8 protein-coding genes are annotated in these 12,329 nt (G+C 64.0%); 5 read left to right on the top strand and 3 right to left on the bottom strand.

The genetic code is table 11. From position 1 onward, the window contains the following. Positions 1 to 112: 112 nt before the first annotated feature. Both V7D81_RS16250 and V7D81_RS16245 read right to left on the bottom strand, forming a co-directional pair. The gene (locus V7D81_RS16250) at positions 113 to 1,633 is read right to left on the bottom strand and encodes an alanine/glycine:cation symporter family protein (protein ID WP_324318139.1); all 1,521 of its coding nucleotides are present in this window, start codon (positions 1,631 to 1,633) and stop codon (positions 113 to 115) included. A gap of 230 nt (positions 1,634 to 1,863) precedes the next feature. Further along, positions 1,864 to 3,543 carry a CocE/NonD family hydrolase gene (locus V7D81_RS16245; RefSeq protein WP_324318137.1) on the bottom strand — a complete coding sequence of 560 codons (1,680 nt, stop codon included), beginning with the start codon at positions 3,541 to 3,543 and terminating at the stop codon, positions 1,864 to 1,866. Between the two features lie 392 nt (positions 3,544 to 3,935). On the opposite strand from V7D81_RS16245, the gene pbpG reads away from it, so the two are divergent. The 5 genes from pbpG (at position 3,936) to V7D81_RS16220 (ending at position 9,300) form a co-directional block, all read left to right on the top strand. Then, the gene (pbpG, locus tag V7D81_RS16240) at positions 3,936 to 4,970 is read left to right on the top strand and encodes a D-alanyl-D-alanine endopeptidase (protein WP_324318135.1); all 1,035 of its coding nucleotides are present in this window, start codon (positions 3,936 to 3,938) and stop codon (positions 4,968 to 4,970) included. Between the two features lie 257 nt (positions 4,971 to 5,227). Next, on the top strand, positions 5,228 to 6,115 hold the full coding sequence (locus V7D81_RS16235) for a dienelactone hydrolase family protein (protein ID WP_324318133.1): 888 nt from the start codon (positions 5,228 to 5,230) through the stop codon (positions 6,113 to 6,115). A gap of 173 nt (positions 6,116 to 6,288) precedes the next feature. Further along, positions 6,289 to 7,338, top strand: a complete 1,050-nt coding sequence (locus tag V7D81_RS16230; RefSeq protein ID WP_324318131.1) for a glycoside hydrolase family 43 protein — start codon at positions 6,289 to 6,291, stop codon at positions 7,336 to 7,338. 43 nt (positions 7,339 to 7,381) lie between these two features. Next, positions 7,382 to 8,416, top strand: a complete 1,035-nt coding sequence (locus V7D81_RS16225) for a family 43 glycosylhydrolase (RefSeq protein ID WP_324318129.1) — start codon at positions 7,382 to 7,384, stop codon at positions 8,414 to 8,416. Between the two features lie 206 nt (positions 8,417 to 8,622). After that, entirely contained in the window at positions 8,623 to 9,300 is a 678-nt protein-coding gene (locus V7D81_RS16220) for a FadR/GntR family transcriptional regulator (protein ID WP_349257676.1), read from the top strand. A 141-nt stretch (positions 9,301 to 9,441) separates the two neighbouring features. Here V7D81_RS16220 and V7D81_RS16215 read toward each other — a convergent pair whose 3' ends face one another. Continuing rightward, entirely contained in the window at positions 9,442 to 12,165 is a 2,724-nt protein-coding gene (locus V7D81_RS16215; RefSeq protein ID WP_324318125.1) for a TonB-dependent receptor, read from the bottom strand. Positions 12,166 to 12,329: the final 164 nt, after the last annotated feature.

Below are 12,329 nucleotides of genomic sequence, written 5' to 3'. Positions count from 1 at the left end.
CGGGAGGGAAAGATCGGAGGTCGGGCCAGCCTGTGGGGCCGGCTTCAGCCGGCCTTCTGAGAAGTCAGACTGAAGCCTGACCTACAGAAAGAATGAAAGAAACAGACTGAGGCTAGGTCGTCTCGCCCTTCGGTTCGCCGACCACGGCGGCGCGGCTGGGCGTATTCCTGCCGATCTCCTTCCACAGATCGGCATTGGCGATGCCGAGCTTGTCGGGATCGAACGTCGGATCGAGGCCCGCTTTCTTCTGGGCTTCGTAATCCTTCAAGGCCAGCAGCGCGGGCCGCTGGATGATCAGGATGGCGATGACGTTGAGCCAGGCCATGATGCCGACGCCGACGCTGCCGAGCGCCCACACGCCTTCCGAACTCCACACGGCGCCGAAGCCGACCGACGCCATGATCGCGAGCTTCAACACTTTGATCGACCAGCCGGGCGCCTTGTTGCGCGCGATGTATTCGAGATTCGTCTCCGCCATGTAGTAGTACGCAACGATGGTCGTGAAGGCGAAGAACAGGATGGCAAGCGCGACGAAGCTGGCGCCGAAGCCCGAGAACACCGACTCGATCGCCGCCTGCGTGTAGCCGGACCCCGCCGGCATCGGCACCAGCGCGCCCGTTGCATCGGCAACACGCGGCAGGTTCTCCGCCAGGACGGCGCCCGTCTCCGGGTGGATGACGTTGTACATGCCGGTCGACAGGATCATGAACGCCGTGGAGGTGCAGACGATGGCGGTATCGAAGTAGATCGAGAACGCCTGCACGTAACCCTGCTTCGCGGGATGCGAGACTTCGGCGGCGGCCGCCGCATGCGGGCCAGTGCCCTGCCCCGCTTCGTTGGCGTAGATGCCGCGCTTGACGCCCCATTGCACGGCCAGTCCGATAATCGCGCCGAATGCCGCATCCGGATCGAAGGCATTGTCCATGATCAGCGAAAACATCGCCGGCACCTGGTCCGCGTTGATCGCCATGACCACGATCGCCATGATCATGTAGCCGAACGCCATGAACGGCACGACGATCTCGGCAAAGCTGGCGATGCGGCGTACGCCGCCGACGATGATCACGCCCAGCGCGACGACGATGGCGAGTCCGGTCAGCCAGGCGGGAATGCTCCAGGCATTCGCGACGCTGCTGGCGATCTCGTACGACTGCACCGTCGGCAGCAGCAGACCGGTGCCGATGATCGCGGAGATGGCGAAGGCGATGGCGTACCAGCGCTGGCCCATGCCCTTCTCGATGTAGTACGCCGGCCCGCCGCGATACTGGCCATGATCGTCCTTCTGCTTGTAGATCTGGCCCAGCGCGCATTCGATGTAGGAGGTCGAAGCGCCGAGGAATGCCATCGCCCACATCCAGAAGATGGCTCCCGGCCCGCCGGCCGCGATCGCCGTCGCGATGCCGGCGATGTTGCCCACGCCGATGCGGCCTGACAGCGACATGGCGAGCGACTGGAAGGACGACACGCCGGCAGCCGACGTTTTTCCGGAAGCCGTGAGACGGCACATCTCGAAGAAACCGCGCACCTGCATGAAGCGCGTGCGTACCGAAAAATACAGTCCGGCACCCAAGCACAGATAGATCAGCGGCTGGCTCCAGATCAGGCCGTCCAGCGCTTGGACCAGTTCACTCACGCGGCACGCTCCCCCGTTATTCAGTGGCCGGAGGATGGCACAGGAGCGTGCAGGAGGTAAGCCGGGCGGATTCTTCCTGTGGGGCCGGCTTCAGCCGGCCTGAAAACAGTCAGGCTAAAGCCTGACCTACAGAAAGAAGCCGATCGCATGGCTTAAGTCAGTGCCATTGAGGCTAAAGCCTGAAGACCTTCTCGACGTGTGCAGCGACGCTCATGCCGCCGATTCCAGGCTTACGGCGCGGTCACCGGCAGCACCAGCGCCGACGGGCGATCCCTGTCGAAATACACCGTGTTCTTCGCCACCCGGAGCTGCGGCGGCTCGCCCGGCGCGGTGCCGCTGTTGTCGTTCACGTCGAAACGCGGGCTGTTGCTCGACGTCACGTGCAGCGCGATGCGATGACCCTTCTCGAACAGCAGCGAGGTCGCCCACAGATCGATGGTGACCTTCTCGGGCTTGCCGGGCGTCATCATTTTCGCGTCGTCGGATTTCATGCGTCCGTTGCGATAGCGCAGGCGGATCGGCGCATCGAGCACCAGCGCCTCGTAGCCGTCGGGATAGACATCGACGAGCTTCGCCATGAAGTCGGTGTCCAGACCATCGGTGGCCACCCACAGTTCGGCCGTCACGGGACCGGTGATGGCGACGGGCTCGGACAGCGGCCCGGTCGAGAATCGCAGGTAGTCCTGGCGCTGCCCGACGGCGCGCTGGTCCATCGGTCCGCGTTCGAACGTGAGATTCGCGCCGCCGAAAGTCTTCACCGGATGGGCGGGATCGAAGTCGTAGGTCGTGCTCGCCTTGCGCGCCTTCGGTACGTGTGTCGCGAGCCCGCCATCCTGCTGCAGGTAGTAGCGCGTCGCTGCGAACTGCGGCGGCCAGTTGTCCGCCGTCTGGTACTCGTTGTTCGCGCTCGCCTCGCCCTTTCTCGCGGCGGCCATGCGGTAGTAGCGCACCGGCGGCTCGCGCATGATTCCGTTGTCGATGCCCTTCAGCCAGTACTCGAACCAGCGCAGCTCCTGGTCCGGCCCGGCGCCGCCCGGCGAACGGATATCGCCGGCCTGCGGATATTGCAGATCGCCGCTGAGCGCGCCGTGACCGAACGGTCCCATCAGCAGTTTCTGATTGCCCTTCGCACCGGGCGCGCCGCGGTTCTGCAGATAGGCGAAATTGCGCAGGTTGCCGATGTTGAAGATGTCGTACCAGCCGCCGACGTTGTACATCGGGATCTTCACCCGATCGAGATGCGTGTGGAACTCGACGTCGTTCCAGCGCTCGTCCCAGATCACGCGCTTCAGCAACGGCGGCACCTGATCGCCCGCGCCCTGCCGCTTCATCCAGCCGACCGTGTCGGCTTCCTTCACCACGCCGCCCATGAACGTCACTTCTTCGAAGCGGCTGTGCGGCGCGACCACGACATACGCCGCGACGAGCGACGGCGGCGCGGCCGAGGCAGCGAGATTCGCGGTGATGCCGAGCGCGGAGGCGCCGGTCATGCCGACCTTGCCGTTCGACCACGATTGTCTGGCGACCCATTCCACCGTGTCGTAGCCGTCGTTGCGATCGTCGACGAACGGCCGGTACTCGCCCTGCGAGTGACCTTTGCCGCGCACGTCCTGCACGACGAAGGCGTAGCCCGCGTCGATGTACTTGCGACTCACCGACGACATCGGGCCGTCCTTGAGATACGGCGTGCGGGTCAGCACCACCGGGAACGGTCCCTGGCCCCCGGGCAGGAAGACGTTCGCGGCGAGCTTCACGCCGTCGCGCATGGTGGCGAATTCTTCGGTGAAGGCAGGCTTTGCAGGATTCGCGGCGGCGGTCGATTGCGCGTGCGCCGGCGTTGCTCCCGCGATGAAAAACAGCAGGCAGCACGCGACGAGCCGGAGTTCGCGGACGAACGAGGAGCGAGGCATCGGATCCCCCGGATCACTGTTGTTGTGCGTCCGATGCTACGCCGCGCGTCGCGAACGACGGCAGGCTTGATCATTCTTTGCGCTGTGGGCGATCCGGCGACGCGGATCCACTTCTTCTGTAGGTCAGGCTTCAGCCTGACTCCCCGGAAGGCCGGCTAAAGCCGGCCCCACAGGAGAAATCACTCTCCGGCGTACAGCTCGATGATCTCCTCGATTGCCCGGCGCGCGACCGGACATGCGTCACGCTCGATGCCGCGCGAGTGTGAAGTGCATGCGCGATCGGTCCGGATGAAGGGGATGTGCTCGGCGTATTCCGGGAAAATCCGATCACTTCCGTACATAACACAGGCATACTCCGCCGATCTCAACACACCCGGATGATGAGCGGGACAATGATGCGATCGACTGTCGGGGTATCGGCGCTGTGGGCCGCCACATTGGTGTTCGCTGCCATCACTTCCAACGCGACGACCACGACGCAGCCGACGGCCAAGCCGAAGACTGCAGCGACCGCAACCACCACCAAACCGGCGACCGCACCAGGCAAGACGACTGCCGCCAGCACTGCGGCCGCCAAACCCAAGACCGCCACCGCGCAGAAGCCGAAGACCGTCGTTGCCAAACCGCTCGGCCTGGTCAAGACCGGCGATGGCCGTAGCGCTCCCGAAATCCGCTCCAGCTCCGTCCTCGTGATCGACGAATCCGATTCCTCGATCCTGCTGTCGCGCAACGCCGATGTCGCCGCGCCGATCGCTTCGATCACCAAGCTCATGACGGCGCTGGTCGTGCTCGACGCCGCTCTGCCGCTCGAAGAAGTCATCACGATCACCAACGCCGACCGCGCCATCGACAGGGGCGCGCCGTCGCGCCTGCACGTCGGTGCTGAACTCACGCGCGGCGAACTCATGCACCTGGCGCTGATGTCTTCGGAAAATCATGCCGCCCATGCGCTGGGCCGGACCTATCCCGGCGGCACCGACGCGATCCTCGAAGCGATGAATGCCAAGGCCAAGGCGCTCGGCATGAAACGCACGCATTTCACCGACACCACCGGCCTGTCGAGTGGCAACATCGCGAGCCCCGAAGACCTGAGCCGGCTCGTCATCTTCGCCTCGCAGAATCCGCTGATCGAAAAGTATTCCACCGACCCCGACGAGACCGTGATGGTCGGCCGTTACCCGGTCGAATACCGCAACACCAACGGCCTGGTCCGCAAACCCGAGTGGGACATCCGCCTGCAGAAGACCGGCTACACACAGGCGGCCGGTCGCTGCCTGGTCATGAAGACCTTCATCGGCGATCGCCCGATCGTGATGGTGCTGATGAATTCCTTCGGCAAGTACACGCGTACTGCCGATGCCATCCGCGTCCGCCGCTGGATGGAAAGCGCCCTGTCGCAGGCCACGCTGGCGAGCAGCGGCGGCTGAGAATTAGCCGGAAGGAATAGCCGCAAAAGGCGCAAAAAGCGCCAAGTGGAAGAAAGAGACATTCTTCTTGTTTGCGCCTTTTGCGGCCATTCTCTTCATCTGTTTTGTGTTCTATGCGTTCTTTGCGGTTATCTCCTCTCCCTGTTACCCGCCCGGAACCAGTCCCGCAGCTATATCGGCATTCCGTCGTGACGGGATGACTCGGACTCGGCGTGCGATTTAATCTCGCGCGATCCCAACGAGCCGAGAAAATCGTCATGACCAGAAAAACGAGCAAGGACTTTTCGCCCGAGGTCTGGGGCCTTTTCGACCAGTACGTGCATGGACAGATTTCGCGCCGCGGCTTTCTTGACGGGGCGGCGAAGTTCGCGATCGGTGGCCTGACTGCCGCCGGACTGCTCGAAGCGCTCAGCCCGGATTTCGCTCATGCGCAGCAGGTGCAGCCGAACGACACACGGCTCGTCACGGAATGGCTGGAGATTCCGGCGCCGGGTTACGGCAAGGTCCGCGCCTACAGCGTCCGGCCCGCTGCCGCCACGGGCAAGCTGCCTGTCGTCCTGGTCGTGCATGAAAACCGCGGCCTGAATCCACACATCGAAGACATTGCGCGGCGCATTGCACTCGACGACTTCATCGCCGTTGCGCCGGATGCGCTCTATCCGCTGGGCGGCTATCCCGGAAATGAGGACAAGGCGCGCGAACTGTTCGCCCAGCTCGACCAGGCGAAGACGCGCGAAGATTTCGTCGCGACGGCGCAGTACCTGAAGAAGCTGCCGGGCGGCAACGGCAAGCTCGGCGTGGTCGGCTTCTGCTATGGCGGCGGCATCGCCAACTTCCTCGCCACGCGCCTGCCCGATCTCGATGCGGCCGTTCCCTTCTACGGAGCCGCCGCCGCGACCGACGAAGTGCCGAAGATCAAGGCCCCGCTGTTGCTGCAGTTCGGAGAGAACGACGAGCGCGTCAACGCCGCGTGGCCGGCGTACGAGACTGCGTTGAAGAGCGCCGGCGCGAAGTACGAGGCTTACGTCTATCCCGGCACCCAGCACGGCTTCAACAACGACACCACGCCGCGCTATGACGAGGCCGCCGCGAAACTCGCATGGCAGCGCACGATCGCTTTCTTCAATCGGCACCTGCGGGGGTAGAGGAGGACAGGGCGGTATCAATCTCACGCTGCAGTGCCATTGGTAGCGCCCCCTCCCTGCCCTCCCCGCAAGCGGAGGAGGGGAGGAAGGCAGCTGACAGCTCCAATTCTGGACCTCACCGGCTTTTTATCATATAAATCTGCTCTACCCTCGCACGGAGCAGAGCCGGCCTCATGTCTACTCCCAAGCCTGGCGCCTCCGCCGCGCGCGCCGCGGCGCTCGCCACCCTCCTGTGGCTCATAGCCGGCTGCACTGCGGCGTCGCAGAAGCCGCCCGCCGGCGATGAGTTCTTCACCAATCCCCTGCTGACTTCGGGTCCCGATCCCTGGGTGACGCGCGACGGCGACGACTACTTCTACATGCACACGCTCGGCGACCGCCTCGCCATCTGGAAGACACGCGACATCGCCGACCTGCAGCACGCCGAACACAAGACGATCTGGACGCCGCCGCCCAGCGGACCGAATGCCCAGTCGATCTGGGCGCCCGAACTGCATCGCATCGACGGCAAGTGGTACGTCTACTACACCGCTGCCGCGAGCGGCCACGACGATGACGATCATCGCGGCGTGTTCGTGCTCGAGAACGACTCCGCCGATCCGCTGCATGGCGAGTGGCGCGATCGTGGACGCATCAACACGCGCTACTCGGGCATCGATGGCACGACGTTCAGCCACGCGGGCGTTCGCTACTTCGTCTACTCGCCGTACGTCGGGCCCGACAGCGTTCTCGCCATCGCGCGCATGAGCGATCCGGTCACGCTGACCGGTCCGGAAGTGACCCTGGCGCGCCCGGATCTTTCCTGGGAACGGCAGGGCGGACGCCAGATTCTCGAAGGCCCGGAATTCCTGGCCGGACCGACCGGCGATCTGTTTCTCGTCTACTCCGCGAGCGCCTGCTGGTCCGACGACTATGCGCTGGGCCTGTTGCGCGCGCCTGCGGGCAGCGATCCGCTCGATGCGAACGCGTGGAAGAAGTCGCCCGTGCCCGTGTTCGCCAAGTCGCCGGAGAACGGCGTGTTCGCGCCGGGTCACAACGGCTTCTTCACCTCGCCCGACGGCAAGGAACACTGGATCATCTATCACGCGAATCCCGGGCCCGACATGCAGTGCACGCCGAAGCGCGCGCCGCGCATTCAGCCTTTCCACTTCGGCCACGACGGCGCACCCGTGTTCGGCAAACCCGCCGGTCCGGATCAACGCCTCAGGAAGCCGTCGTCCTGAACTCGCCCGCGTGCGGGCCATTCACCTGTCTGCGAGAAAGCGTATGAAGATCTCCCGACGTCTCCTGTTCATTGCCGGCCTGTTCTCTGCAGCCGCATTCGCACGGCAACCCGATCCGCCGGGTCAGGTGCGCGCCGGCGAAAAGCCCGTCAACGAGGCATACCTGTTCGCGCACATGACGCACAGCGACTACGGGCGCCTCTACTACAGCGTGAGCCTCGACGGCCTGCACTGGCATCGCCTGAACGCAGGCAAGCGCATCACCGACGACTATCGCGGACATCCCGACATCGCGCGCGGCCCCGATGGCACGTACTACATCGCCGGCAACGAAAGCGATGCATCGCCGACGATCAACATCTGGTCGTCGCGCGACCTGATCGAGTGGAAACGCTACAGCGAGTACACCCCCGATCTGAAATCCACGCCGGGCTATTCGCAGGCCTTGCAGCGCATCGGCGCGCCGAAGCTGTTCTTCGACGAAGCATCGAAACGCTTCGTCATGACGTGGCACACCCCGCACCTGGAAGGTACGCCCGAGGATTCCGAACGTTACTGGGCCAGCCAGCGCACGCTGTACGTGACGTCGTCCGACCTCAAGCAGTTCTCCGCACCGCCGCAGCGCCTGTTCGACTGGGACATGGGCACGATCGACGTCTTCATCCGGCATGCGGAAGGCAAGTACTGGACGATCATCAAGGACGAGACCTATCCGACGCTGGACTGGGTGACGGGCAAGACGATCCGCATCGCGCATTCGGATTCCCTGCTCGGCCCGTACAAGGATCTCAGCGCGCCGATCAGTCCGAACTTCCGCGAAGCGCCGATGCTGATTCCGTCGCCGGACGGCAAGGTCTGGTATCTGTACTACGAACAGTACCCGGGCGTGTCGTATGGATTGTCGGTGGCCAGCAGTCTCGCCGGCCCGTGGTATCAGATCTCGGGCTACACGTTCTTCCAGGACTGGGACAAGTACGCCCTGCCGGCGAAGGTGCGACACGGTGCGATGATCACGCTGTCGCGCAAGCAGTACGACGCACTCGTGCAGCGCTTCGGCATCGAAAAAAGCAGCGACTGATCACTCGCCGGCGGACCGCCTTGAATCGGCGGCCGTCCATGTTATTGTCCTTTTATATGATCAATGGACCTGTAACTCGCAAGCGCAAGAATGCGCCCACCCGACGCGTCGCGAGCGCCTCGGCTGTCTCGCAAACGAGTTCGCTGTCCTCCGGCGGCGCGTCCGCCGAAACGCCGGTTCAGCTCGGCCGCAACCTGACGTACGGAATGCTCGATGCGCTCGGGCGCGCCATCGTCATCGGCAGCTACGACTCGCGCATCTTTCCGACGGAAGCGGAGCTGGCCAAGCAGCACGGCGTGAGCCGTTCCGTGACGCACGAAGCCGTGAAGATGCTCACGGCGAAAGGACTGCTCAGTGCGCGGCCCCGGCAGGGCACCACCATCCAGCCCAGCACCTCGTGGAATCTGTTCGACACGGACGTGCTGCGCTGGCTGCTGGAACGCAAGTTCTCCGTCGATCTGCTGCGTCACTTCAATCAGCTGCGCGTGGCGATCGAGCCGGAAGCCGCAGCGCTGGCCGCCATGTTCTCGGATGAACGGCAGCGCCAGGAGATCGACGCCGGGCTCGCGCGCATGGAAGCCGCCGACGAAGGACACGACAACGCACTCGACGCCGACATCGCCTTCCACGTCGCCATCCTGCGCGCGTCGGGCAATCCCTTCTTCATGCAGTTCCGCGATGTGGTGGCGACGGCGCTGCGTACGTCGATCCAGTTCACCAACCGCATCAAGGGCCGCACCGCGAGCGTGAGCGATCATGCGGCGGTCCGCGATGCGATTGCGCGCCAGCATCCGGAAGGTGCGCGCGTGGCGATGAAGAAGATCATTGCCGACGTGCTGGATCTGATCGAGACGGCGGAGATTCCGCCGAAGCGCAGCCGCTAGGCTGCAGGTCAGCTCTTGCTCTTGCTGTGGGGCCGGCTTCAGCCGGCCTCTTAAGAAGTCAGGCTGAAGCCTGACCTACAGGAAGAAAGACTGCGGCGGGTGCGTGCCCTCATGGACATGGACACGCACCCGCGCTCGTCGTTACAGACGCACGCGAACGCTGACGCCGTAGGTCCGGTCGTCGATGCGGATGTCGTGCGGGAACGTCGTGGTGTTGAAGTAGCTGTAGTAGTCGGCGCCGGTCAGGTTGGTGCCTTCCAGACTGACCGTGACCGCATCGCTGAAGTCATAGCCCAGCGACATGTCGAGGCGGCCATAGGCCTTCACCTTGTTGAACGCCGGCGGCGCATCCGGATTGCCGCAGTACGCCACCTGATCTCCCTGGGAATCGAGCAGACAGCCGAACTGGAACTCGTCGAACTTGTCGCGCCATGTATAGACGAGACGGCTGGTGATGCCGTACTTCTCGTACAGCAGGCCCACGTTGAAGCTGTTCTTCGATACGCCGAGCAGCGGTGCGCCGTCGAGCGGATCGTCTTCCGTCTTGATCTCGCTGTCGGCGTAGGTGTAGTTCGCGAACGCGCCGAGTCCGTTCCAGCCTTCGGGCAGGAAATCGAAGAACGCCTGCGCCGACAGTTCCACACCCTGCAGCGTCGCCTCGCCCACGTTGCGGGGACGATCCATGTTGTAGGTGACGCCATCGATGACTTCCGGGCTGATCGAGCGCACGACGCGGTCCTTGATCTCGCGGTAGTAGACGGCCGCCGCCAGGTAGCTGCTCCGGGCGAAGTAGTACTCGACCGTCGCATCGACGGCATCCGACTTCTGCGGCTTCAGGTTCGGATTGCCGCCCGAACCGTTCGGCTGGATGTTCTCGTTGGTCGGCCGGTCGTAGAACTCGCCGGGATTCAGATCGGCAAACGCCGGCTGCGCGATCGTGCGGGCCGCCGTGAAACGCAACTGCAGATCCGGCGACAGACGCACCCGGGCGCTGAAATTCGGCAGCACTTCGGTTTCGCTGGTGCTGGTCGTCACGGGAGTCAGCACACCGTCGATGCGGCCGGTGCCGGAAACCGTGCGGTCGTTGCTCGTGACGCGCGCGCCGACGAGACCATCGACTTCGACGTTGCCGATCGTCGTCTGGTACTTCGCCTGCAGATATCCGGCCAGCGTTTCCTCGGTGGCATCGAAGTTGCGCGACGGATCGAACGGCGGATCGCCCGCCGGCGCGCCGTAGATGGCGCGCAAGGTATCGGTGTTGTTGCGCAGGTAGTCCGCGTCCGGCGTCATCCAGTGTGCGCCGCCGTTGATGAAAGGAATGGACGCCGGCGATCGCACCAGGAAGTTGGCGGGCAATCCCACCGAGTCGACCAGCGTCACGCGGTTGCCGCCCGGAGCGCCCGGACCGCCCGGGGCAATGGCGCGATAGTCGGCATCGCGATCGCCGTAGCGGGCGCCGAACTGCAGCTGGGAAATGAATCCATCGAGGTCGTACCGGCCATCCACGGCCGCGGCGAACAGCGAACTGTCGGCGGTGTTGATGTCCTGGAAGAGACTGTTGGCGAACAGGAATCCCGATGCATCGCCGAGCGGATTGCCCGGCATGTCGGTCGTGCCGTGGCTGTCGTTGTTGATGGCGATGTTGACGACCGGAATCTGCTTGCCGATGTCGACGATGATGTTGCGGTTCGAGTTCTTCGACTCGACGTAGGACAGATCGAGACCCAGGTGCAGTGCGCCCGAATCGAAGCGCGCGCCGGTCGCGTACATGAACTGATCGGTTTCGCCGGTCTTCGCCTGGGTGCTGGTCAGGCCTGCGACGTTGTTGAACGTCGCGGATGTGCCGTAACAGAGATCCTGGATCGGACTGCCGTCGGAGCCCAGGAATCCGGCGCCGTCGACGTGCGCCCGGAAGCAATCGTTCGTCGCCTGCGCATTGGTGATGCTCTGCGCTCCGAAGATGTCGGAGAAGATGAAGTCCGTCTCGAACGTGGCGTCATAGCCGGCGTACAGACCGTCGGCATAGATCTCCCAGTTGTCGTTGAGCTTCCACTGGATCGAGCCGTTCACCTGCGGGCGCTCGTACTCGCCGTAGTCGTTGAGGCCGCCCACGCAGGTGGGCAGCACGATGCCGGCCGCGCCCGACGGACCGTTGGTGCCGGAGCGCGGGTCGCAGTTGAACGAGATCGGCCGGTTGAAGTTCTGGTCGGAATACGACGCATCGAGCAGGAAGCCGATCTCGCCGCCCTCCGTCGACCGGCGATGCGACACCAGCGCACCGACGGTGTAGTTGAACTCTTCGGCTTCCTGCGGATAGGTGCCGCGCGCATTGAAGACTGCCGTGGTGCCGGGCTCGAAGGTCAGCGGCTTGTGCAGCCGCAGATCGATCACGCCGGCCACGCCGCCTTCGATCAGATTGGCGGTGTTCGACTTGTAGACGTTGGCGCGCGACAGTGCTTCGGCGGGCAGATCCTGGAAGGCGAAGCCGCGACCCACGCCGGTGAACATTTCGCGACCGTCGACGGTGGTGAGGATGTCGCCGATGCCGCGGATCAGCGGATTGATGATCTCGTTGTTCCAGCCGTTGACCGTCTGGACGCCAGGCACGCGCTGCAGCGCGGCGGCGACGGTGTTGTCCGGGAACTTGCCGATGTCATCGGCGACGATGGCATCGACGACCTGATCGGCGTTCTGCTTGATCTCGGCGGCGGCCTCGAGACTGGCGCGCAGGCCGACGACCACCACTTCTTCCAGCTCGCTGCTGCCGACGTTCGTGTTGCCCGATGTCTGCGCCAGCGCGAGTTGCGCCGACCCCATCAGCATCGCTGCCGACATTGAATAAAGAGCGCGGTTGCTCGTTTTCATTACTCCCCCTGATGCGTCTCTATGAAACGGAAAAAACCGTGGTTGATTACCGGATCGGACTGATTTCCAACTCCAGCACAGTCATCATTGTCTGACAAGTATTATTTGTCTTATAAATATCTCCGAAACGATGCGGCACCGCAGCGACAGCGGCGCCGCAGCAA

This window comes from Povalibacter sp. (assembly GCF_036735925.1).
Lineage (GTDB): Bacteria > Pseudomonadota > Gammaproteobacteria > Steroidobacterales > Steroidobacteraceae > Steroidobacter.
The sequence above is the reverse complement of the archived record's forward strand: the minus strand, read 5'-3'. Positions and strand labels throughout refer to the sequence as shown.

Coding starts and splice junctions, on each gene's coding strand:
- pbpG (WP_324318135.1), top strand. CDS start 3,936: ATGATGCGATCGACTGTCGGGGTATCGGCGCTGTGGGCCGCCACATTG.
- V7D81_RS16215 (WP_324318125.1), bottom strand. CDS start 12,165: ATGAAAACGAGCAACCGCGCTCTTTATTCAATGTCGGCAGCGATGCTG.
- V7D81_RS16245 (WP_324318137.1), bottom strand. CDS start 3,543: ATGCCTCGCTCCTCGTTCGTCCGCGAACTCCGGCTCGTCGCGTGCTGC.
- V7D81_RS16230 (WP_324318131.1), top strand. CDS start 6,289: ATGTCTACTCCCAAGCCTGGCGCCTCCGCCGCGCGCGCCGCGGCGCTC.
- V7D81_RS16235 (WP_324318133.1), top strand. CDS start 5,228: ATGACCAGAAAAACGAGCAAGGACTTTTCGCCCGAGGTCTGGGGCCTT.
- V7D81_RS16225 (WP_324318129.1), top strand. CDS start 7,382: ATGAAGATCTCCCGACGTCTCCTGTTCATTGCCGGCCTGTTCTCTGCA.
- V7D81_RS16220 (WP_349257676.1), top strand. CDS start 8,623: ATGCTCGATGCGCTCGGGCGCGCCATCGTCATCGGCAGCTACGACTCG.